Raw genomic sequence first — 23,815 nt, 5'->3', positions numbered from 1 at the left:
ACAGCCACTCTTTGCTGTCTGTTATTCGGCTATTCTATTTTGTCCAGTGGTGTTCTATTATTAACGGATAATTTGCCATCGCTTAAAGTTGGTGTAATGGCCAACCATTTTCAACTTCATCCGTTATTACCACTTCATTAATTCATTATCATGATACTGCTATTTTAAAGCTTTCCCACAACCTTAACCTTCTCCTTACTCACCGAATCTTTTTTAGGAAAAATAGGTTTAATACCGAAGTTATTAGCCGTATCAATTTTTAGTTTCTCTTTTAATACAGGTTCTTTAATTACAGAATCTTGCTTAAGAGTAACCTTCGGCTTCTCGATAATTGGTGAAGCTTTTTTATGCTCTTTCGCACCTGGTTTTGCTTTTTCAGTTGCCTTTACAACTGTTTTGTTTGTGCTTTTCTTTTTTAATGCAGAGCCGATTACATCTTTTTTGGAAATTGGCCGTTCTTTCGGCTTCCACGAAAAGCCAGTTAAAGTTTTGTCTTTTTTTACCGTATTATCGGGATTTAATGCGCCCTCAACGCCTTTAATGTATAAAATGTCTTGTATGTCGTTATCTTTAAAAACAAACTTTATTCTGCTACTAAGGGTTTGGTTAACTTCTTTATAAACCTTTGTACTATCATCCTGCGTAAAATAAATACTCTCTGCGTTACCATCTACATAAAGCGTTTTCAATTTGCCATCAGTAAAAAAGCCTGTCATTAATCTACCTTTGATTTGGTTAAATCGCAACGAATCTTTCGGCGTATTCACTAAAAAAGCATTCTTTATAGATTGTAAATTATTTAGCTTATTCTTTTTAAATTGAACATAAATGGTATCTCCAATTTGTTGAGAACCTTCAGACCAAATAATTGGATTGATATAGCATCGCATGGTCGAATCGGCACTGGTGTAAAATAAACTATCCGTTTTAGCCTGAATATTACTTTTATAAATCTTTACATTGTGGTAGGCTTTAATCGTTCGTGCTTGAACAGTATCTGCGGGATTAAATTTCACAACTGAATCTACTTTTATAATACCTTTTTTCAACACATCAACTATTTTACTTGTCGAATCTTTACCTGCTGTAGTTAGTATTGTTTTTTTAAGATCATTCGGGCTGATTTTACCGTTTTTAACTACAGATTTAACCAGTGCAGAATCTTTAGTTACTCCAGTCTTAATTGCTTTTTCAACCTTAGTCTGCAATTCTTTGCTATTTTTCAATTTGGGATCGATCAAAGCTGAATCTTTACTTAGTACTTTTTCGGCATAGTTTTTTAAATCAACTTTGTTGCCTTTTCTAGTTTTCACCAAGCTATCTACCGCAGGCTTTAAAGTTTTCTGTAAACTATCAGTATTTATGTTGGAAGGGTTTTTAAGTAACGAATCTGCTTTATTTATTAAGCTATCTGGCAAAGTAACCAAGCTGTCATCGGTTTTTCTGTTCTTTTTCTTTTTACGTTTTTCGTCTATTTTCGGTTTTTTACTTGTGGTAGTGGGCTCCGGCTTGTACTTAGCTTCAGTAGTTTTTTTCTTTTTCTCTGGGCCTGCATCGTCATCGTCGCCAATTTGGTTATCGGCTTTTATAGATATTTTTGGAATAAGTTTTAACGTTTTTTGCAATACCATTTTGGTTTCTAAAGTATCGGCACCAAGCCATAAGCTATCTGCGCGCTTTTTATTCTTTATCGTTACAGAATCTTGGGTGCCAATGCCTAAATAGGCGTGCCCCATCACCATTGTACGTTGATCGCTTTTATAGTAGAAACCTAAATCTCCAAATAATTTCGTTTTATCTTTTTTATCTTCAAAAACAATATTTCTTACCGCTTTTCCAATCCCAGCTATTCCATCGTAATATAAACTGTCGCCTTTTAACGATTTCGTATCTTGTGTATATAAATTCTTTTTGCCGAAATAAGCATTTTCTGTTTGGGTATTGTAAGCGCCATTTTCGGTATATAGGTTATCATCTTTACCTTTAATATTGGTTGGGCCGTAAAAGTAAGTCCATTTGCTTTGCGTATTGTAACGCATCGTATCCGATTTAATTAGCGTTTGAGGCGTAACCACCACAACATTATAACGAAAGTACGCGTCGCTACTCTCACTAAAGTAATAGCCATTTTTACTCGTAAGCGTTACTTCTTTGTTTACAATTTTACCACCACTGGTGTAAGTTCCAATTTTAGCCACCATATCATAGTCTAAAATATTGGTGGTTAAAATTGATGTTGGGTCAACCATCCGTACATTATTGGTCAAATGCGCATGTTTTCTATTTCCATCATATTGCAATTGATCCGAATAAATATCCATACCTGGTTGCGTAATATGAACGTTATTGTAGGCTTCGAAATAATTGCGTTCGGTATAATAAACTGCGCTATCGCAAGTTAGCGTAGCATTATCTTGCTGAAAAACCGGACTGCGAAAATAGGTTACCTTTTCGTTCGGCTTACCAGTAATGGTTGCAAAAGAAACCACTTTAATGGTTTTCTGGCCAAATAAAAAAACCGGACTTAATACTAAAAAAAATAAAACGAATAATTTCTGCACCTTACAAAGTTAGTTTTTTGTTCCGAAGGTTCGGAATACCAGTTAAAATTAAATATTTTTGATCAATGTTACCTTTAAAACAATTTGAAGACTTTATTTCCGAGCATCAACTTTTTGAAAAAGATGACCGTATTCTTTTGGCTGTAAGTGGTGGCAAAGATTCTGTACTCATGTTTCATTTGTTTAAGGCAATAGGCGTAAAGTTTGCTGTTGCCCACTGTAATTTTAATTTAAGGGCGGATGAAGCACAGCGCGATGAAAACTTTGTAAAACTACTTTGCGCATCGTTAAATATACCTTTTTATGTAACGCATTTCGATACCAAAAAATATGCCAATGAAAATAAAATTTCGACCCAAATGGCAGCGCGGAATTTGCGTTATCAATGGTTTGAAGAAGTTCGGTTGGCCGGAAATTTCGATTATATTGCATTAGCGCAACACCAAAATGATGCTGTAGAAACGGTTTTAATTAATTTAGTGCGCGGTACTGGAATAGCTGGTTTGCATGGTATTTTGCCAAAACGCGATCGATTGATTAGGCCATTATTATTTCTTAACCGTGGAGAAATTGATTTTTTGGTTGATGAAAATGATTTAGATTTTGTTGAAGACAGTTCTAATTTGAGTGTAAATTACACTAGAAACAAGCTGAGGTTGCGGGTGATACCGCAGTTAAAAGAGATTAACCCAAATCTCGAACATACGTTTGCACAAAATATCAATCGCTTTGCGCAGCTCGAAGCTTTTTTAAATATTCAGATTCAAAACCTAAGCGAGAAAATCCTCATCAAAAAGAATAATGCGTATTATATTTTAATTGATGAAATTTTGAAGCTAAATCCTCAAAAGCTTTTAATGTTCGAGCTATTAAAACCTTTCCATTTTACTGAAACGGTAATTGATGAAATTTTTGCTGCTTTAAAAGGCCAAACCGGTAAGATTTTCTTAAGCAATACGCATCAAGCGGTGATTAATAGGGGAGACCTCATCATATCTGAGGTTGTGAGTTCGGCTGCTCGCAATCAATTTGTTCATTCTACAGACGATGAAATTACGTTTAATGATTTTGAATTCAAATTATCCTATCCCGATCAGTTGAATTTTGAAGCTGTAAAACATAAATCATATTTGGATCGCGATCATTTAATCTTTCCGCTTATTCTTAGAAATTGGCAACAGGGCGATAAATTTATCCCATTGGGAATGCGTGGTTTTAAAAAACTTAGCGATTATTTTATAGATGAAAAACTACCTTTGCACTTAAAAAATAGCATTCCGATTTTAGTAAATGGCAACGGAGAAATTATTTGGATAGTAGGTATGCGACAGGATAACCGTTACAAATTAACAAAGGCTACGAAAAAAGTTGCTATATTCGAACTTAAAATTGACTAGGTGGAAAATAAATACGCTTATTTAGAAAAACAATATATCGGTCGCGATTATGTGCGCATATTCATTAGGTTAATTATGGCTGCTTTTTGTTTTGCAGCTTATGTTTACGAACGCGACCGAGACAATACACAAGATTTATTTTTGGTGGTGGGCTTCGGTATTATCGGGGTATCTATGTTGTTGCTTTTTTTAATTCAGTACAAGATTATTGTAGAGAATAAAAGTTTAATTTTAGATGGTTTGTGGACGGCAAAACGCGTTAAGATTGATTTAAATAGTATAGTAGAAGTGCGTAAAACGATATATAGCAACTTTTTCTTCAACAATCCAGTTTACAACCTCCATAAAAAAGGCACTATTCGCTTTTACTCTTCGGGTAATGATGCTGTCGTTTTGAAAGACAGAGACGGATTGGAATATTATATTGGCACGCAACGCCCGAACGAATTGTTAATCGTTATAAAAGAAGAAATGCGGAATTTAAAATAGTTTTTGGGGAAGAATTTTCTCACAGTTAATAATTTTAAATTTTGATGCCCTTTAGAAGGCTTGTAAAAGCTTTTTTTGGTTTAGGCACTTTTATTGATAAATTCAAATAAAAAATATATGATTAAGAAAGTAATACTTTCGATTTTGGTAATGGGTGCAACTGCCCCGTTAATGGCACAAACGTACACGCCATATGTTTCTAAAGATTCTGTTGGGATTTTGAACACACGGATTGATGTGCTTAAAGCGAGCATTAAGTTGCAGGAATTAAAAATTAAAGAATCTGAAGAAGAAGCTGATGTTGAAAAACTTAGATTGAAACTTTTAGAAGCTAATGGAAATGCGAGAACATCTTCAGAAAAATCGAGCAGATCGAGCAATAGAACAGATGGTGGTAGTTCCATTGATTTGAAAGAAATGGCAAAACTAGCCAAAAGAGCTAAAAATGATGCCGATGACGCTGATAAGGCTTTGGATAGATTTAATAAGCAAATTAAAAAAGTTGATGATATCCGAAACGAAATTCAATCAGAAGAGCGTAAAATAGGGTATAAGAAACCGCTAATTATGTTTATTTATAAGTAATATAAATGCTAAACCACTTCATAATCTTATCATTATAAGTTGATTTGCGTTTGCGCTTTCGTGTGATTTTATTGCAATATTCATACATATAATGTGCTTATAAATCGGTTACATTTGTGCCTACAATAATAGCTTGATAATGAAAATAGGAATAGTTTGCTACCCAACATTTGGGGGTAGTGGCGTGGTGGCTACAGAATTGGGTAAAGCATTAGCCAATGAAGGTCATCAAGTACATTTTATAACATATAGTCGGCCAGCTAGGCTCGATTTTTTTTCTGCTAATTTATTTTATCACGAGGTTTCGGTAAGAGATTATCCATTATTTGATTACGCGCCTTATGAATCGGCATTGGCAAGTAAAGTTGTAGATGTGGTTCGTTTTGAGCAATTGGATGTTTTGCATGTACATTATGCAATTCCCCATGCTTCTGCAGCCTTTATGGCGAAGCAAATATTGGCAAGTTATGGCATCCATATCCCCGTGGTTACCACATTGCACGGTACCGATATTACTTTAGTAGGCAAAGACCCAACTTATAAGCCGGTTGTAACTTTCTCAATTAACCAAAGTGATGGCGTAACAACCGTTTCTCAAGATTTAAAAGATGATACTTTAAAACATTTCGATATTACGAAGGAAATTAAGGTAATACCAAATTTTATAGATTTTAATCGCTTTAGTTTACAGGCAAAAGATCATTTTAAAAAAGCGATAGCACCAAATAACGAGCGGATTTTGATTCATACCAGTAACTTTAGGCGCGTAAAACGTACTGCTGATGTGATTAGGGTTTTCGAAAAAGTACTTGCCGTAATCCCCTCAAAGCTATTGATGGTAGGAGATGGACCAGAACGGTCATACAATGAGCAGTTGTGCAGAACACTTAATATTTGCGACAATGTAAGGTTTTTGGGTAAGCAAGATGCAATTGAAGAGATTTTATCCGTTTCGGACTTGTTTTTAATTCCGTCAGAATCTGAAAGTTTTGGTTTAGCTGCACTTGAAGCAATGGCATGTAAAGTGCCTGTTTTATCTTCAAATGCTGGCGGTTTGCCAGAGTTGAATGTAAATGGTTTTTGTGGGTTTTTGGATGATGTTGGCGATGTTGAAAGTATGGCCAAGCACGCAATTGAGATTTTAAAAGATGATGCAACGCTAGCTCAGTTTAAAGAAAATGCATACAAAAGGGCGCAGGATTTTGATTTGAAGAAAATTCTTCCGGTATATATCGACTATTATAAAGAAGTAATTGAAAATTCGGTGAAAGTGAAGTTTTAGATAAATGGTCTTAGTAAATCATACAAAGAAATAGACCACAAAAGATACAAAAAACACAAATTTTTTCTGTTTAAAAAATTGCTTGAATGGAGATATAGGGTTTTCTAATCGTTTTGCACTCTTTTTTTTCTGTCTTTTGTAATTGGAATGTACAAGCCTAAGTTTTGCCATGTACTAAAAATATTAAAAAATTTGTTCATTAGCGTGCGAAAAAAAGTGTATTTCAAATCTCGATCTTAACGCGTGGAAGTTGACGGGCAGAAATTTGATGGGCAATTAAATAAATTAAACTTTCTATAAATCAATTCATTATAATCCGTATCTTTGCCGCCTTGAAATTGTTTTTGAAATTCGAAGATTTTGAAGTAGTTTCTCGAAAAAAATAAGTGAAGATAGCACAAAATGAAAAAAATAGTTGATTACAGAAAGCTTTTAAGTGTAGATAAAAACGCTGAGTTAAAAGAGCTTAAAACGATTTATCGTAATTTGATGAAAGATTGTCACCCAGATAAATTTCAGCAAGAAGAGGAGCGTTTAGAAGCAGAAGCAAAAAGCAAAGAAATTATAGAAGCGTACCATTTTTTGGTGAGCATTGCGCCAGAAACACGTGAGCAAAATATGGAAGTTTATACACAAACAACCACTTTATCTAATATTCAGGATTTTGAATTTAAACAACAGGTTTTAAATATTCAGTTTTTTGATGGAAGTGCTTACGAGTATTTTGATGTACCAAGAGCAATTTATATTAAATTAGTAAATGCAGATTCTCCAGGCCGTTTTGCCCGTAGACATATCTTTCATGAATTCCCCTACAGAAATGTAGCCAGAGTTTTAGAAACAGCTTAAAATATTAAAGACTTGCAAATTGCAGGTCTTTTTTTTTGGGTTGGTTGTTTTAACACTGACGAGCTGGTAAGGTTTTTCGCATTTTCTACTTCAGTCCAAAAATCGTCCTTGCGAGGAGGCTTTTTCAGCCGACGAAGCAATCTATTTAGCAAGAACGATTGCTTCGTCGTTCGTCCTCGCGATGATTGAGCGTTAAAAACCAATGATTCTGACCGAAAAATCGTCCTTGCGAGAAGGCTTTTTCAGCCGACGAAGCAATCTATCTTGGAGGATGGATTGCTTCGTCATTCTTCCTCGCGATGATTGAGCGTTAAAAACCAATGATTCTGACCGAAAAATCGTCCTTGCGAGAAGGCTTTTTCAGCCGACGAAGCAATCTATCTTGGAGGATGGATTGCTTCGTCATTCTTCCTCGCAAAGACGAAACGCCTAATCTGTCATCTAATCAAATACCAAACAAACTGGCGCCCCTACGTCAATTCTTTCGCCACTATCTGTCAATTTTCCTGTTAATTTATTCCGCTTAAAAATCACTACGTCATTGCTATTCTGATGGCCAACAAGCAAATAATTTCCCGTTGGGTCGATGGTGAAGTTTCTTGGCCCTTTGCCTAACGTACTTACACTTTCAATAAACTTCAACTTGCCACCTGTTAAAATTGAAAAGGTTGAAATGCTATTTGCATCGCCTCTGTTGGTTTCATATAGAAATTTGCCATCGGCCGAAATATGAATAGCTGCGCCATCTATTTTACCTTTAAAGTCTTTAGCAACAGTTTCTATTTCTTGTAATTTGGTTAGATTCCCGTTAGCATATCTAAAAGCAGTAATACTTCCATTAAATTCATGTACTAAATAAGCAAATTTCCCGTCCGGACTAAAAGTCATGTGTCTTGGACCGGTGCCAGCATTTGTTTTATAAACATTTTTTAAAGCTAAAGTTTTATCGTTTCCCTTTGGGTTATAATGGTAAACATAAGTTTGATCTTCGCCTAAATCGTTAACCACTAAATATTTATGATCTGGGGTAAACTTAACCATGTGTACGTGCGCGCTCGTCTGTCTTCCTTTTGGATCAATGCTTTTCCCAGTATTTTTAATTATTTGTACGGCTTTAGTCAAAGATCCATCTTCTCTGCGCTGAAAAACTGCTAAATTTCCACCCGAATAATTTGCTACGATAACGTTATTTTCATCTACAGTAATGTAACATGGATCTGCACCGCCACTCGTTACTTTATTTATTAGCTTAAGTTTGCCTGTTGTTGCGCTGTATTTAAATGAGCTGACAGAACTTGTTGCGCCTTTTTCGTTTACGGCGTAAACAAATTTTTTATTTGGAGAAAGTGCCAAATAACTTGGGTTATCAACGTTTTTTGTAACGCTTTTTAAATTAGTTTTGCCTGTTAATGAATTAAAGTTGTAGGTGTAAATGCCTTCGCTTTTACCAGTATTTGTATAGGTGCCAATTAAGAGATTATAATCCTTCGTTTGCGCAAAAAGCGAGGTTACAATGATAAAAATAAATCCAAAAAGTAAGCTAAATTTCTTCATTGTAGTGGGTGTTGATTAAAAACAAATATGGCGAATAAAATTTAGATGATTTTTAAAAAAGTCTCAAACTCCAGCAAACAAAAAAGGCAACCTTTCGATTGCCTTTTTTGTTATTTTATTAAATGTTTAATCTGAATTAATTCATGTTCTTCCAAATATCTCCATCTACCTCGAGGTAAATCTTTTTTGGTTAAGTTACCATAAACAACGCGATCTAACTTTTCTACCGTATAACCTAAGTGTTCGAAAATACGGCGAACAATTCTATTTTTTCCACTGTGAATCTGAATTCCAATTTCTTTTTTAGTTCCACCTGCAACATAAGAAATGTTATCAGGCTTAATTAAGCCATCTTCTAACTCTAAACCAAAAGAGATTTTATTCAAATCGCCCTGCGATAAAGACTTGTCCAATTCTACATTATAAAGTTTAGTAATGCCATTTTTTGGATGAGATAACTTATCGGCTAAATCTCCATCATTGGTCATCAATAATAAGCCAGTTGTGTTGCGATCTAAACGACCAACTGGGTAAATACGCTCTCTACTTGCTTTATCAACCAATTGCATTACCGTACGGCGCTCCTGTGGATCGTCTGTAGTCGTAATATAATCTTTTGGTTTGTTCAACAATACGTAAACTTTTTTCTCGCGCTTAAGCAATTCGCCATTGTAACGAACTAAATCCTTAGCTGGATCAACTTTGTGCCCTAATTCTGTAACCGCTTCGCCATTTACGGTAACAACCCCAGCTGCAATTAATTCGTCTGCTTTACGGCGAGAGCAAATCCCTGCGTTAGAAATATATCTATTTAGGCGAATTAAGCCTTTATCTTCATTCGTTTTACGGCCTGGAGCAACAACCGTTCTCTCCGGTCGGTTAAATTCTGTATCTCTTGGTTGCGCATCTTCACGTTTTCTAAAAGGACGCGTATCGCCTTCTCTTGGCTCTCTCGGTTTTACATCTCTAGAACTTCCAGCGCTTGGCTTAAAGTCGTCTGATTTTGCACCTCTTGATTTGAAATCTTTATAGCCACCTTCTCTTGGTTTAAAGTCCCTCGATCCGCCATCTCTAGATTTAAAATCTCTTGATCCTTCTTCTCTTGGTTTGTAATCTCTAACACCACCTTCTCTTGGTTTAAAGTCCCTTGATCCGCCATCTCTAGATTTGAAATCTCTATCGCCACCTTCTCTTGGTTTAAAATCTCTTGCTCCACCTTCTCTTGTTTTGAAGTCTCTATCTCCCGTTCTCGGTTTAAAATCTCTCGAATCCCCATCCTTAGGCTTAAATGTTCTTTCGCCGGTTCTTGGCTTATAATCTCTTGCTCCACCTTCTCTTGATTTAAAATCTTTATCCCCTGTTCTCGGTTTGTAATCTCTCGATCCACCTTCCCTTGGTTTAAAGTTGCGATCTTCCGATCTTGTATTAGAATCTTTTGATTTGAATTCGCGGTCTCCAAATTTGAAACCTTTGGATTCGCCGTCTTTTGATTTGAAATCTCTATCGCCTGATCTTGGTCTGAAATCTTTTTTATCTCCGAAGGATTTTGATTTGAAGTCTTTTCCGTCTGAACTTCTAGGTCTGAAGCCATCTTTAGAATCGGATGATTTTTTGAATTTACTGTCTTTGTCGTCTGATCTTCTTCTATCAGATCCTGAAGAATTACTTCTTTCATCTGAATTTCGGTTGCCCGATTTGGACTTGTCATCCCGACTGTTCCTATTGTTTTTATTTATCATGATACGCTTTTAACCGCATTTAAAATGCGGGTTGCAAATTTAGGTAAAATTGATGACTAATACAATCGCTAATGCCGTAAAAATTAAGTCGCAAAACAGCTTCTAAAATAGGAAAAATCGTTTAAAAATCAAAATTTTAATCGTTGTTTAAGGCAGTTTAAACGGCGATTTCGGCGCTATTTCTTGTAACTGTTTGATAATCTGATTATTATTTTTTACCTTTGCCAACGTTTTTATATAAGTTCACCAAAAAAAGGAGGAAGATGTTAAAGAAACACATCGTACCATTATCGGTAGTGGCAACATTACTAATTGTGGCAAAAGTGTTCGCTTACCAAATGCCCTTAGCACAAAAAAGTCTTTTAAAAGAAGAGAAATTTAACACTACAATAACAAAAACTGATACTATAAAGGTAGAAGAGGTAAAGCCTCAATCTTTAATGTCTCAATTAAATTTTGCTGATGAAACCTTGCCTTTGGGCAACAAAAGGGTGGAAAGTAAAATGAAGAAAATTCTTGCTGCTCACACATTCGAGAGCACCCACACAAATCGCTTACATAAAAAAGCAGCAGAATGGTTTCCTGTAATCGAGCCCATTTTGGCAGCTCATGGAATTCCGAACGATTTTAAGTATTTGGCTCTGGTCGAATCTGGAATGAAATCTGGTGTTTCGCCAAAAGGTGCAGCAGGTATTTGGCAGTTTATGCCAGGTACAGCCCGCAGTTACGGTTTAAAAGTAAACGGTAATTTAGATGAGCGTTACAATCTACGTAAATCAACTATCGCAGCATGTAAGTATATTAAAGAAATGTACCGTGGCTTAAAAAGCTGGACATTAGTTGCAGCCGCTTACAATGTTGGTGATGGCCGACTGCGCAAGCAAATTAGAAATCAGAATCAGGATAATTACTACAAAATGAAACTTAACCGAGAAACAGGTGGTTACGTTTACAAAGTAATTTCGATGAAACAGATTTTAGAACATCCGGTACGCTACGGATACGAAAAAGAGCGTGTATTATTGGCCTATAACGGCGAATAATAATTTAAGATAAAGACAAGGCATTTGGTAAAACCGTTCTGAGCAATCAGAACGGTTTTTTTGTGCTGTAAATTTTCAAACCAAAAAAATTTAACATTATTCAAACGAATACTTGGCTTTTGGTGTAGCAGAATTGTTAAACGAATAAAAGTGCATCGATAACAGTTTAACCTTAAATACTTACGAATAATAATTAATGTAAATTTAAAGTCGGTATAGATGTATCTTCATTGCATAAATTTTTAAAAAAGCAATTGAAGTAAAAAAAATATCAAATGAAAAAACTAATCACTTTTATGATTATTACGATCTGCGCCAATGTAGTTTTGGCCCAGCAAAAATATTTTCCTTTTGTAATTAATGGCAAGCACGGTATAACTGATACTTTAGGTGCAGAAATTATTAAGCCTACTTATTACACTTCGAAAGTTATCGCCGCAAAAAACCAAATTTACCTGAAAAATTTTAGTGAAACACCTGATGCTATTTTTGATGCTAAAACGAATACGAAACAATTCTACGAAAGTGTTTATAATAATGAAGTTAAAATCGACGATATACCTTATACAATGATAGTAAATAAAGGTAAACGATATTTATTGAGTGAAGAAAGTGCTAAAATTATTAATCTAAAGGAAGATTATTCAGACTTTAAAAATGTTGGTAAGTACATTATTGCCAAATTTTATCCAAAATTTAATACGTCGAAAAGTGCAACTGTTTACAAGAATGGCGTTCCGATGCCACCTAAAATCGAACCATATCCTGCAGAAAACCTCGCAGTTTTAACCAATGATCAAACCTTGAAGTTATTGCTAAAGGGAGAATTTAAAAATTTCCTTCCGCTTTATAAAGCACCTGAGGAGACAAAACTAGAAGGTCCTAAAGAAGTGGAGGTGGTTTTGGTAAATTTAAATGATATAAATAAGAATCCTAATTTCGACTATATTTTATTTAATAAGGTGAACACCCACAGCTTATGTAATAGTAAAATGGTTTTGGTTAAAACTTTTGTTTTGGCAAAGGCTAATAAAGAGATGCTTTTAGCAGCATGCAAGAAAATTTTAAAGCAAAATATAAGCACAACTCCTAATGATAATTATGGATTTTCGCCTACGGTAATGGCTGCACCACCAAGTTCGGGCAGATACAGAGAAGATAAAAAAGAGGTAGTTGTAAAAAAGCCTTTTAAACCATTTTTTTATACGGAAAAATTAACAAGCGGAAATACACTTTTTGCATTACAGGAAACAGAGGAAATTAGTAATCATATTTTTGAAGCTAAAGAAGGTGTAGAAATTTTCTTAGACAAAGAAGAGCATACCATAAGGCTCAAAATTGAAGGTAAAGAAAACAGCGAATTTAGTTTCAATCCTAAAACTGGCGTTATTTATTTACCAAAGTCTTATCTAACGCTGTTGGGCATAACAGTGATTTAGCCTTTTCTATTAAACATAAAAATTATGATGAGAATTATCATCTTAATACTTTTAACTGTTTTTGCCAGTAATTTGGTAAAAGCGAGTGAATGCTATGATTACCATACAATTAGAACAACTAAATTGGTAACAATAGGTGGTAGTATGTATTTTCAATTTACCGAAAAAGACCAAAATGGTTTTACCTACGTACAACAAGAAAATAAGTTATTAAAAGGTATTGATGTAGCGAGCTATAAATTGTATGGCGAAGATGAAAGTGGATTTGTTTTTGCAGATAAATCTGGAGTATTCAACTTAAATAAAAATGAGCAGTACGATGGAATCGATGCTAAATTTTACAAAATTTTAAATGCAGGCGAAGGGGTAAAAAATATAAATGGAAGATTGTTTTTACTTAATGGTAAATGGAGTTTTATAAGCAACGCATATAACAAAACCACAAAATTTGATTTACCAAAATTGCCGTTGAATATTGTAAACGTCAAATCGTGGAGTAATGGTTTCTACGTTAAAGATGATAAAAATGTTTATGCCGTTAAGCTAGATATTTCCGACACTAAAAAATATCAGATAAAAATGCTTCCGGGTGTATCTCCTGCCGAGACCGTGTACTATGGGTGTTCGCCTGGTTTAAATGAAGATTATCTAGCAGATAAAAACACGATGTTTAGCATAAGAACAGATGGCGACTTCGTAGATATTACACAGCAGTTATACGCACTAGGCTTTAGCAGTGGATTTAATGCCATGAGATTATTAGATGCAAAAATTCCACTTTGGCAGACAGGAAATTTTATTTTAAAAAAAAGAGATGGTGCTTCTTCAACTCGTAAAAACCCGCTAACTGGCGAAGTTATTGATGTAGAATATGCGTATTCTTCGGCAAAGTTATTAGAGCCACAGGCGGGCGAAACGAGTTATACCTTTTTTAAAAATCATATCTACCCAATTTGGGATGATAATTTTAGTCTTCCATCACAAATAAAAATAAGCGCCAACCAATTGGTTGCTGTAGAAGGGAAACTGTTTAAAGGACCAGATTTTTATTATATGGGTAACACCGATAACTACAAAATTGCAAGTATCAATATCTCTGCAAATGCGAAATTTTATCCAGCCATACCTAGTTATAGTGGCTATTTGCCCAAAGCATTGGTAGATGGTAAATTTATTTATTTTATTGGTGAGCGTTTTGATTTGAAATCAGAAAATAAAAAAGCTTTAACAAGTAAGATCGTAAAACAATTAGGGTCATTTTATTTGTTCAATAATGCGCTACATGATGGAACCAAAAATTACCCTATAACGGCAGATTATGAATCCTTAACCTATTTAGGCTCATTTGTTGAAGTGATTAATGGTTGTGCCGGCGATATGCCAAATACCCCACAAGTAGAAGTAGTGTATCATCACTTTTTTAAGGATGCAGATAATGTCTATTATTTCAATAGTCGCGACCATAACTGGCAGGTGATTGAAACGGCAAATGGGACTGATTATGAAGCAAACGACTACGCTGGCATGAAAGCGCTCCACAAAATTAAGAATGTAAAGTTTGCCATTGAAGCAAAGGTAATTACAAGCACAAACTATTCTCTGCTTGCAATTTGCGTGGTGGTATTGGGATTAGCGGGTTTTGTTATATTCAAAAAAAAATAAATTCATACATTTTATTCTCGAGAGGCAAAATCAATGTAATTGCAAATACGGGGATAATTTCAATCTTTTTAAGGAACCATTATACTTGTAACTGAAATAAAGATGTATAAAAAAAGCTTAAAAGCAAATATAAACTCAATTGCATCGCATATTACCGAAAGCTATACGCTTATACATTGGGCAAAATTATTTGTCCAAAATTTAATAGGTTTGAACAAAAGCTGATGCTTTCCAATTAAACTTTTTTTATTAAACAACAATCGAAATGACCGTAACTTACATGATGTTGGCTTTTACAGCCATTTTTTTAGGGGGTACTTACCTTAACTATAGGCATTGCCTTAAAAAGGGCACAGAATTTAGATATAAGCCAATTTTTTTGATAATAATTTGTCTCTTGTTCATACTATCTTTATATGGTAGCATAATGAGCAAACCTTTTGGGGAAATTGTTCCTTTTATTAGGTAATTATTTTTAGAGGCTATTGAGCATGTAGATTTTTGGGTGGATTATATTAACCTAATTTAATGATAATACTGATTTTTGTCTTTTAACTTTCGACTTTTAACTTTTTGTCTTTGTTCTTTTATCTTTGTTGTTTATTTTTCAAAATGTTTAAACTGCAAATCGATAAAATTATTAATCAGCCAGGAGATAATATTACGCTCCAATTAATGCCAGTTGATGGTAATTACCCCAAATACCTTGCTGGTCAGTTTTTATCGTTGGTTTTTGAAGGCAAGCATAAAGAGATTAGAAGATCTTATTCTTTCAATAGTTCTCCTGATGTAGATGAGCCACTATCTATTACGGTAAAACGTGTAGAAAATGGCGAAATCTCTCGTCTGCTGCATCATAAAACTGCAGTAGGCGATGTGCTTAATGCATTAGCACCGCAAGGGATGTTTAGCTATCAAATTGATGAACATTTAGAGCGTGATGTTTTTTTATTTGCTGCGGGTGTTGGCATTACGCCGTTGTTTTCGATTTTAAAAACTGCATTGGTACTTGAAAAGACATCAAAAATTACATTGGTTTACAGCAATCGATCAAAAGAAAATACCTTGTTTTATGATGAGTTGGTGGATTGGCAAGAAAAATATCCCGATAGGTTAAAAATTGTTTGGGTATTTAGCAACAGTAAAAACTTGCTCACCGCTAGGTTAAATAAATTTTACATTATTAAACTTTTAAAGGAAAACTTACTGTTAGGAAATAACAACGCCATATTTTATACCTGTGGACCCATAATTTATATGGATTTATGCAGAATTACCCTATTGGGAATGGGTTTCGATATTAGCCAAATTAAGCGAGAAACTTTTGTGTTGCCCGAAGATGAGGTGGATGAAGATGACGCGTCTGAAGCTAAAGAAACAGATAAAAATACCTATTCAATTATTTTGAACTTTCAGGGGGAAACTTACAACTTGGATATTCCGTGGCCGAAGCGAATTTTAGATGTAGCGCTTGAACATAAAATTAAGATCCCATATAGTTGCCAATCTGGCGTTTGTAGCACCTGCGCTGCATATTGCACAAAGGGCGGTGTGCGTATGGATTATAACGAAGTATTAACCGATGATGAGCTGGCGAGTGGGCGTGTTTTAGTGTGCACTGGTCACCCAACAGAAAATGGAACAACGATAGAGTGGTAAGGTTAATAACTTGAGTTCGGTAATTAAAAAAGCTAAAGAATTTGATTTGGGCGCTTTAATTCCAAAGTTTGGGGCCTATATTTTTGGCATAAAAAGCCAAAAAAGGATGGCGCTTCCATCGTTAACGCTAACTAGTATATAAAAAATACCATTCTTATAGTTTAAATCACATTTAATAACCCACCTCAGCTTAATATTAAGCGCAATAAAGTTTTATGCTCGTAAATTAGCCAATAGGATGTAACGTGCGCGATATTTGCAAAACTAATTGTGTAATTCCCTCGACCGCTATTTGTAAACCCACACAAAATATTAAGAAGGCCATTATGTTGTTAATTATTTTCTCTCGTTCTGAGCCTAAATATTTAATTAATCGGTTTGCATTGATATAACAAATAAAAACCAAGAAGCACATTGCAATTACTGCAATTAATATGGCACTGGTGTTTATGATATATTGGCTGATATTTTTACTTGCACCATGTGCACTTAATGTGAAAAGAACTGATATCGTTCCGGCGCCCGTAGTAAGTGGGAAGGTGATTGGATAAAACAATTTACTTTCTAATTGATGACTTAAATCTTCGTTTTCATTAATTGTTTTGTCGATGTTGTTTTGTTTCGATGGACTTAGGAAATCCCAGCCTGTTTTGCATATCATGGTGCCACCTGCCAATTGAATAATTGGAATGGTTACGCCAAATAATTCTAAAATCCAATGTCCGGTTAACAACGTGAACAAACAAATACTAAATGCATATAATGCAATTCGCTTTACGGCACTTATTCTATCTTGCTTATTTAAACCAGAAAAATACGGACTTACAATAAAAGCGGTGCCAATAGGGTTAATTACAGGAAAAAGTGCAATAAACCCCGCAAACGTAAAGTGGATGAGGGTATAAAAGTTAAACATCATTTAATTTTTAAATGTTTTTAAGTTGCTTAATAATGGGTTGTATTATTATTTAAAAAAACAATATACTTTAATATTGGTATGCAGTGATCATTTTATTTAAGAAACCGTTGTTACAATTTGTAAATGACCCCATTTAATCGCCTCAAATTCTATTTTTCTCTTTTGGGTGTTATCGGCTTTATTGTAAATCAATTCTATGCTTGTTTCAAAATGGTCAAAATAAACCAACCAAGGAGATAGGAGTTGATCTGTGAAAATTATGGCCAAATTGTTTAATTCATGTTGTTCTTTTTCAATGAAGGTAATTTTTAGCTCTATTTTATACGAGTTTTTGAACTTATGATAGGGTTCAATCTTTTCGATTTCCCAAAGTTCACCCAACTCATTTTTTATAACCCCACTTAATATTTCAGCTTCTGCCTTGTTTTTTAGGTTTTCTGTTATAATTGTGAGAAACATGGTTTTTAGTTCTATCATGTTTTTTTATAATTTAGGGAGCCTTAAATGCACGAATACTGTTTGTGATAGTATCATTTGATCGTATCAAATATAAAATTTAATATCATTTATTCCACGTTTCTCTAAATTGCGAAACCGCCAACCAAAAATAAACGTTTATTGTTTTATGAAAATACAATTACGTTTGCTTTTATTTCTTAGTCTATGTTCTCAGTTTGTGGTTGCTCAAAATGTAGATCAAGATTCACTTCAAATTATCAGGCAATCTGCCAATAAAGAATACATCAACGTGTATAAAGAAAATGCAGATTTTTCTTACACTTCTCCGAAGGGCGAACTCGGGGCGCCATCAAAATATGTTATTAACGGGCGGTTAACGGGTACTTTCATGTTATATGGAAGTTATAAATCCCCAGTTGCTTTTTCATTATTATCTGATTATACGGTACGTGTTAGAGAGGAATTTTCTGCCGGTGTTAGAACACCGAGTTACAGGTTTGGTGGTATTTTTTACGCTAGGTTAAATCCTGATCCTACAAATTACAAATATGGCGAACTGGCTTTTACGCATCATTCTAACGGGCAAGATGGAGATGCAATTAATCCTGACGGAACTATAAATACAAAAACAGGAAATTTTAACGCTAATAGTTTGACCCTATCTTACCGTTTCGGGCATTTTACATCAAATAGTTTAGGGCAAGATTATTATTCCATAAATCAAAGAGTTGGTTTCCAATGGTATAAGTTTTTTAGATATGAGCCTGCCCTCGATCGTGGCTATGGTTTTACACGTTTACTTTACAATTTTTCGCTACGTAAATATGGAGAAATTGAGAAAAAGATGAAAGGCAAAGACAGCTTTACATCAGAGAAGGAAATTTGGCGCATCAATACCGAAGTTTCTTATGCGATTAATAAAATTCCATCAAAAAACTTAGTAAATATTTCCAAAAGACTTAATGCCGAAGTTAATTTTAATTACAGTTTTCCGTTTATGAACAATGTATTTTTAATGGCTGCGGTTGGGTATTATGGAGAAGATAATTACAACATTTACTTTCAAGATCATTATGGTTATTTGCGTTTGGGATTATCATCTGGATTTCTCAGAAACAGAACCCGAAAAATGACAAAATAACATCTATTAGAGAAGTGATTATGCTTTTAGTTTTTCAATAAATATTAGCAATAAATCTGTCGACCTCGGCGAACAAAAAAATGTAGAATTGTATGGTGCGAGTGTTTATTTACTGTAGTTTTCTTTTTTGCGGACTTTGTCGGTTCGAGAAAAACGAAATTATTTCTACCTGATTTTTGACGAAACGATAGTACAATGTATTATGTTTTAAGATCACCACTCTGCGGATATCCTTTTTAATATCAGAAACTTGAAATAAGTAAGGATTGTGAGAAATGAAAATTAGCGTCTCTTCAAGTTTCAATGCAAGATTACGCAATTCTTTATCAGTCCAATTTTTTTTAAGATATTCAATAGTATTTTCTAACTCTTTTAGAGCAAAGTCAGTCCAAAAAACGCTATAACCATTTTTCATAAAGCTTTCTTGCGTTTGAATGTGGTTTTAATTTTCCTGATTCTGCATCTTTTAACCCTAGCTCAACAGAATCTTTTTCAGTTTCAGAAATTGAATCCCACCAATCTTTATTTTCCGTTTTTCTTAAATCCATTATTTTTTCTAAAATCGTCGAATCTTCAACGGTTGATAGCCATTGAATGAGTTCGAGTTTTTTGTTGAGTATATTTAATTCAGTATTCATAATGCAGATTTTAGTAAATCAAAAGTACAAAATATTTCTAATGGCAATTCGATCGTTTTGTTAAGCTATATAGAAACGTTTTGAAACTTTTAAAGTTCTATTTTTAATCAAAATATTCGTAATAATCCTATATCATTATAAAATCCACACTTAAATGTTTAGAAATATTCTTTTCAAAAACATAAAACCATTGTCTCTTTTTCAACGTTTATGCATGAAGTGAAAAGCAATCGCTTTCTGCTGTAATTTGCGTTTGGGACCATCGTCGGAATTTCTCAGAAATAGCACCCGAAAAATGACAAAATAACACCTATTAGAGAAGTGATTACACTTTTAATTTGATAAAATTTTTAGCATTTTTGCAGATTGATATTTAGTCTTTTTTGAGGCCGAATTTCTCTTAATTTTTCAATAAAATATGAGCAATAAATCTATCGACCTCGGCGAGCAAAAAGATGTAGAAGTGTATGGTGCGAGGGTACATAATTTAAAAAATATAGATGTAAGTTTTCCAAGAAACCAACTTGTTGTTATTACAGGATTAAGTGGTAGCGGAAAATCTTCTTTGGCTTTTGATACCATTTATGCTGAAGGACAACGTCGTTACATGGAAACTTTTAGCGCATACAGTCGCCAGTTTATGGGCGGTATGGAGCGCCCTGATGTAGATAAAGTTTCTGGCTTAAGTCCGGTTATTGCCATTGAGCAAAAAACAACGAGTAAAAATCCACGCTCAACGGTGGGTACCATTACCGAAATTTACGATTTTTTGCGTTTACTATTTGCTCGTGTTGCCGATGCCTATTCTTACAATACCGGCGAGAAAATGGAGCGGATGAGTGAAGATCAAATTCTCCAAAATATTTTTAATAAATTTAATAACGTGGCTGTAAATATATTGGCGCCAGTTGTTAAAGGTAGAAAAGGGCATTATCGCGAACTTTTTGAGCAAATTAGAAAGCAAGGTTTTACCAAGGTGCGTGTAGATGGCGAGATAAAAGACATTATCGCCAAAATGCAGGTTGATCGCTATAAAATTCACGATATTGAAGTGGTTATTGATCGTTTAATTATCGATGAGAAAGATAAAAAACGCCTGTTAGATTCTTTACAAATTGCCATGAAAATGGGTAAGGGTGTAATTAAAATAAGCGATATCAATAACAACGTTGCGCATTTTAGTAAGTTTTTAATGTGTCCAACAACGGGTATTTCTTACGATGAACCACAACCGAATAGTTTTTCATTCAACTCGCCTTATGGGGCTTGTGAAACCTGTAATGGTTTGGGCTACATTTTTGTTGTTGATAAAGAATCAGTTATGCCAAATACTAAACTAAGTATTTTAAATGGCGGTTTAGCACCACTTGGCGAATATCGGGATACTTGGATGTTTCAAGTGCTCAAATCTTTATCTAAGAAATATAACTTTTCGCTATCCACGCCGATAGAAAAATTAAGCGATGAAGTCATTCAAATTATCTTAAACGGAAGTCCGGATTTGATAAAGGTTGAAGTAGAATATAATAAGTGGAACGTTCAGAATTATAACATCACTTTTGATGGGATAATTAAGATGTTGGAAGAGCAGAATGAGAAAAAGAGCGAATCTGCAACTGATGACATGGATACTTTTCGGAAACTTAAAACTTGTCCGGAATGCCACGGAGCACGCCTAAAGAAAGAAAGTTTACATTTCAAAGTTGATGGAATGAACATTTTCGAGTTGGCATCGATGGATATTACCAGCCTTTTTAAATGGTTCGAAAATGTTGATGAACGACTTAGCGAGCGCCAGAATATTATTGCCAAAGAAATTTTAAAAGAAATAAAAGCCAGAATCGGATTTCTAACGGATGTTGGTTTAACGTATTTAACGCTAGACAGAACCGCACGAACATTATCTGGTGGGGAAGCGCAGCGTATCCGTTTGGCTACACAAATTGGTTCGCAATTGATGAATGTAATGTACATTTTGGATGAGCCTAGTATTGGTTTGCACCAACGGGATAACGAACGCCTAATTAATGCGCTAAAAAACCTTCGCGATTTGGGTAATACTGTTTTGGTGGTAGAACACGATAAGGACATGATTTTGGAGGCCGACTGGGTAATCGATGTTGGACCAGGAGCAGGCATACATGGCGGACAGGTTGTTGCTGAAGGTACAGCGAAACAAATTTTAAAGTCGAATACTTTAACTGCGCAATATCTAAACGGTAAAAAATCTATCGAAACACCTAAAGAACGGCGCCAAGGCAATGGACACAAGTTATCCATTATCAAAGCGAGTGGAAATAATTTAAAAAATGTTTCAGTAGATTTTCCATTGGGTAAATTTATTGCCGTTACCGGAGTTTCTGGAAGTGGTAAATCGAGTTTAATAACCGAAACTTTATATCCAATTTTAAACCACCATTTTTTTAGGGCGAAGAAAACGCCACTTCCTTATGAGAAAATTGCGGGATTGAAAGAGATTGACAAGGTTATCGAAATCGATCAGGCACCAATTGGTAGAACGCCGCGTTCAAATCCATCTACTTACACGGGTGTTTTTTCTGATATTAGAAATCTTTTTGTACAACTTCCTGAGGCGAAAATTAGAGGTTATAAACCAGGCCGTTTTTCATTTAACGTAAAAGGTGGCCGTTGCGAAACTTGCCAAGGTGGCGGAATGAAGGTTATAGAAATGAATTTTTTACCCGATGTACAAGTACCTTGTGAGGAATGTGGTGGTAGAAGATACAATCGTGAAACGTTAGAAGTTCGCTATCGCGGAAAATCTATAAGTGATGTGCTTGATATGAGCGTAGAAGATGCTTGTGTTTATTTTGAACATATTCCGAACATTTATCGTAAAATAAAAACACTAAAAGATGTTGGTTTAGGTTACGTAACTTTAGGTCAGTCGTCGGTTACTTTATCAGGTGGTGAGGCTCAGCGGGTAAAACTGGCAACCGAACTTTCTAAAAAAGATACTGGAAAAACGTTCTACATTTTGGATGAACCCACAACTGGTTTGCACTTTGAAGATATAAATGTGCTTTTGGGTGTATTGCAAGAATTGGTAAATAAAGGAAATACCATTTTAGTAATTGAGCATAATTTGGATGTGGTAAAAGTAGCTGATTGGGTAATCGATTTGGGTGAAGAAGGTGGAGCAGGCGGTGGCCGAATTTTATTTGAAGGCACGCCAGAAGGTTTAATTGAAAACCCAATAAGTTTAACTGGAAAGTTTTTGAAAAAGGAAATGGCAGTTTAAAAAAAACACCCCATAAAAAAAACCTGCAAGTTTTAAATTTGCAGGTTTTTTTTTGAAATTGTATGATTATGCTTGTGCCTCTAAATATTGAGCGTAGCAATAGCCTTCTTCTCCGTCAGTGGTGCGAACTAACCACCATAAATCATTACTTCTGTTTACCAAAGTAATAATTTCACCATGTGCTGCTTTACCAACAATTGGCTGGTCTGTTCCCGGGCCTTTACGAATGTTTAAGTTACTGCTTTGGGTAATTACTTTTGCATGTGTTACCGCTACGTCTACAGCAACATTCACATTTAAAACTAAATCCCCTGAGGCAAAATTTGGATCAATCTGGTTGTAAATATCCCAAAGATTATCTTTAGTAGCGCCATCAGCAGCGGTACCATCAACGTATAAAATACCATCTTGTTCGCGAACAGCTAAATCACTAATGCCTGCACTAGTTGCTGCATCCGTTAATGCTTTATATTTTTCTTGTAATGCCATGATTTAGCTTATTTAATCGTTAATTTATTTTCAATTTTTTTAGGTTTTAACGCACTCAAATGTTGCATTAAAGTAATCAACGATGCTTTATTCAGTTCGCCTGTAAGGGTAACAACGCCATCCTTAACATCTGCTTTTACACTTGGGAAATCTTTCGTTGCGTCGGCTACATTTTTCATTAAATCAGCATCGCCAGCAATAACTACTGGCATCATTGGTTTTACTGTTAAATTGTTCATAACAGCTTTTACACCTTTTTCTGCTTTGGCAATTTCTTCTGCTTTAGCTTTCGCTGCATCATCTGCAACTTCACCAGTAAGTGTTACATCGCCCTTGGCTACAGCAACAGTAACATCTGCGGCCTCTTTTGCTTGAATTGCAGATTGAATAGCTGCATCTTTTGGACCACAGCCTACAAAAAATAATGTAGATGCAATCATTACGGTTGTTAAAAAATTTGTTGTTTTCATCCTTTATGTTTATTTATTAATTAAAAGCATTTCAATTTGGAATTGCGTTGTTGTTGCTATTCCAATAGTCTAGGGATGACTTACCAACAAACGAATATAAGAAAGTGTTTAACAAGAAAGGAAAGTAAATGATTTTTTTATTCACATTGTGAATGGGTAGCGGTAGTAATGAGTATCA

General features: G+C 34.7%; 20 protein-coding genes. 11 read left to right on the top strand and 9 right to left on the bottom strand.

The window, feature by feature from the left end:
• Positions 1-164: 164 nt before the first annotated feature.
• Positions 165-2,561 (bottom strand): OstA-like protein, encoded by a 2,397-nt coding sequence (locus EZJ43_RS14945; RefSeq protein ID WP_133263520.1) that lies wholly within the window; start codon positions 2,559-2,561, stop codon positions 165-167.
• Positions 2,562-2,626: 65 nt separating this feature from the next.
• Between EZJ43_RS14945 and tilS the strand changes: the two genes are divergently transcribed.
• From tilS to EZJ43_RS14920, 5 genes are all read left to right on the top strand, one after another.
• Positions 2,627-3,958 carry a tRNA lysidine(34) synthetase TilS gene (gene tilS, locus EZJ43_RS14940; RefSeq protein WP_133263519.1) on the top strand — a complete coding sequence of 444 codons (1,332 nt, stop codon included), beginning with the start codon at positions 2,627-2,629 and terminating at the stop codon, positions 3,956-3,958.
• Entirely contained in the window at positions 3,959-4,447 is a 489-nt protein-coding gene (locus tag EZJ43_RS14935) for a hypothetical protein (RefSeq protein WP_133263518.1), read from the top strand.
• 117 nt (positions 4,448-4,564) lie between these two features.
• Entirely contained in the window at positions 4,565-5,032 is a 468-nt protein-coding gene (locus EZJ43_RS14930; protein WP_133263517.1) for a hypothetical protein, read from the top strand.
• 139 nt (positions 5,033-5,171) lie between these two features.
• Positions 5,172-6,314 carry an N-acetyl-alpha-D-glucosaminyl L-malate synthase BshA gene (gene bshA / locus EZJ43_RS14925; RefSeq protein ID WP_133263516.1) on the top strand — a complete coding sequence of 381 codons (1,143 nt, stop codon included), beginning with the start codon at positions 5,172-5,174 and terminating at the stop codon, positions 6,312-6,314.
• Between the two features lie 402 nt (positions 6,315-6,716).
• Positions 6,717-7,163, top strand: a complete 447-nt coding sequence (locus tag EZJ43_RS14920; RefSeq protein ID WP_133263515.1) for a KTSC domain-containing protein — start codon at positions 6,717-6,719, stop codon at positions 7,161-7,163.
• A 441-nt stretch (positions 7,164-7,604) separates the two neighbouring features.
• On the opposite strand, the gene EZJ43_RS14915 is transcribed toward EZJ43_RS14920, so the two are convergent.
• Both EZJ43_RS14915 and EZJ43_RS14910 read right to left on the bottom strand, forming a co-directional pair.
• Positions 7,605-8,717, bottom strand: coding sequence for a lactonase family protein (locus EZJ43_RS14915; RefSeq protein ID WP_133263514.1), 1,113 nt, complete (start codon positions 8,715-8,717; stop codon positions 7,605-7,607).
• Positions 8,718-8,827: 110 nt separating this feature from the next.
• The gene (locus tag EZJ43_RS14910) at positions 8,828-10,456 is read right to left on the bottom strand and encodes a pseudouridine synthase (RefSeq protein WP_133263513.1); all 1,629 of its coding nucleotides are present in this window, start codon (positions 10,454-10,456) and stop codon (positions 8,828-8,830) included.
• Between the two features lie 263 nt (positions 10,457-10,719).
• Between EZJ43_RS14910 and EZJ43_RS14905 the strand changes: the two genes are divergently transcribed.
• From EZJ43_RS14905 to EZJ43_RS14885, 4 genes are all read left to right on the top strand, one after another.
• Entirely contained in the window at positions 10,720-11,499 is a 780-nt protein-coding gene (locus tag EZJ43_RS14905; protein WP_133263512.1) for a lytic transglycosylase domain-containing protein, read from the top strand.
• Positions 11,500-11,774: 275 nt separating this feature from the next.
• Positions 11,775-12,938: a hypothetical protein gene (locus tag EZJ43_RS14900; protein WP_133263511.1), complete on the top strand. Its 1,164-nt coding sequence runs from the start codon at positions 11,775-11,777 to the stop codon at positions 12,936-12,938.
• Between the two features lie 24 nt (positions 12,939-12,962).
• The gene (locus EZJ43_RS14895) at positions 12,963-14,600 is read left to right on the top strand and encodes a hypothetical protein (protein ID WP_133263510.1); all 1,638 of its coding nucleotides are present in this window, start codon (positions 12,963-12,965) and stop codon (positions 14,598-14,600) included.
• 612 nt (positions 14,601-15,212) lie between these two features.
• The gene (locus EZJ43_RS14885) at positions 15,213-16,259 is read left to right on the top strand and encodes a ferredoxin--NADP reductase (protein WP_133263508.1); all 1,047 of its coding nucleotides are present in this window, start codon (positions 15,213-15,215) and stop codon (positions 16,257-16,259) included.
• A gap of 226 nt (positions 16,260-16,485) precedes the next feature.
• Here EZJ43_RS14885 and EZJ43_RS14880 read toward each other — a convergent pair whose 3' ends face one another.
• Positions 16,486-17,175: a MarC family protein gene (locus tag EZJ43_RS14880; RefSeq protein ID WP_133263545.1), complete on the bottom strand. Its 690-nt coding sequence runs from the start codon at positions 17,173-17,175 to the stop codon at positions 16,486-16,488.
• A gap of 99 nt (positions 17,176-17,274) precedes the next feature.
• Positions 17,275-17,655: a hypothetical protein gene (locus EZJ43_RS14875; RefSeq protein WP_133263507.1), complete on the bottom strand. Its 381-nt coding sequence runs from the start codon at positions 17,653-17,655 to the stop codon at positions 17,275-17,277.
• Between the two features lie 148 nt (positions 17,656-17,803).
• Here EZJ43_RS14875 and EZJ43_RS14870 point away from each other — a divergent pair, with 148 nt between their 5' ends.
• Positions 17,804-18,778, top strand: coding sequence for a hypothetical protein (locus EZJ43_RS14870; protein ID WP_165953184.1), 975 nt, complete (start codon positions 17,804-17,806; stop codon positions 18,776-18,778).
• A gap of 109 nt (positions 18,779-18,887) precedes the next feature.
• On the opposite strand, the gene EZJ43_RS14865 is transcribed toward EZJ43_RS14870, so the two are convergent.
• Complete coding sequence (locus EZJ43_RS14865) at positions 18,888-19,193, bottom strand: type II toxin-antitoxin system RelE/ParE family toxin (protein ID WP_133263506.1); 306 nt, start codon at positions 19,191-19,193, stop codon at positions 18,888-18,890.
• Positions 19,177-19,416 carry a hypothetical protein gene (locus EZJ43_RS14860; RefSeq protein WP_133263505.1) on the bottom strand — a complete coding sequence of 80 codons (240 nt, stop codon included), beginning with the start codon at positions 19,414-19,416 and terminating at the stop codon, positions 19,177-19,179. Before EZJ43_RS14860 ends, EZJ43_RS14865 begins: the two co-directional genes overlap by 17 nt.
• Before the next feature lie 418 nt (positions 19,417-19,834).
• On the opposite strand from EZJ43_RS14860, the gene uvrA reads away from it, so the two are divergent.
• Positions 19,835-22,678 carry an excinuclease ABC subunit UvrA gene (gene uvrA, locus EZJ43_RS14855; RefSeq protein ID WP_133263504.1) on the top strand — a complete coding sequence of 948 codons (2,844 nt, stop codon included), beginning with the start codon at positions 19,835-19,837 and terminating at the stop codon, positions 22,676-22,678.
• Between the two features lie 66 nt (positions 22,679-22,744).
• Here the strand turns inward: uvrA and EZJ43_RS14850 are convergent, their stop codons facing one another.
• The gene (locus EZJ43_RS14850; RefSeq protein ID WP_133263503.1) at positions 22,745-23,167 is read right to left on the bottom strand and encodes an SH3 domain-containing protein; all 423 of its coding nucleotides are present in this window, start codon (positions 23,165-23,167) and stop codon (positions 22,745-22,747) included.
• Between the two features lie 8 nt (positions 23,168-23,175).
• Entirely contained in the window at positions 23,176-23,637 is a 462-nt protein-coding gene (locus tag EZJ43_RS14845) for a BON domain-containing protein (RefSeq protein ID WP_133263502.1), read from the bottom strand.
• Positions 23,638-23,815 lie beyond the last annotated feature (178 nt).

Source organism: Pedobacter changchengzhani (assembly GCF_004354365.1).
Lineage (GTDB): Bacteria > Bacteroidota > Bacteroidia > Sphingobacteriales > Sphingobacteriaceae > Pedobacter > Pedobacter changchengzhani.
This window is presented reverse-complemented; position numbering and strand designations above follow the sequence as displayed.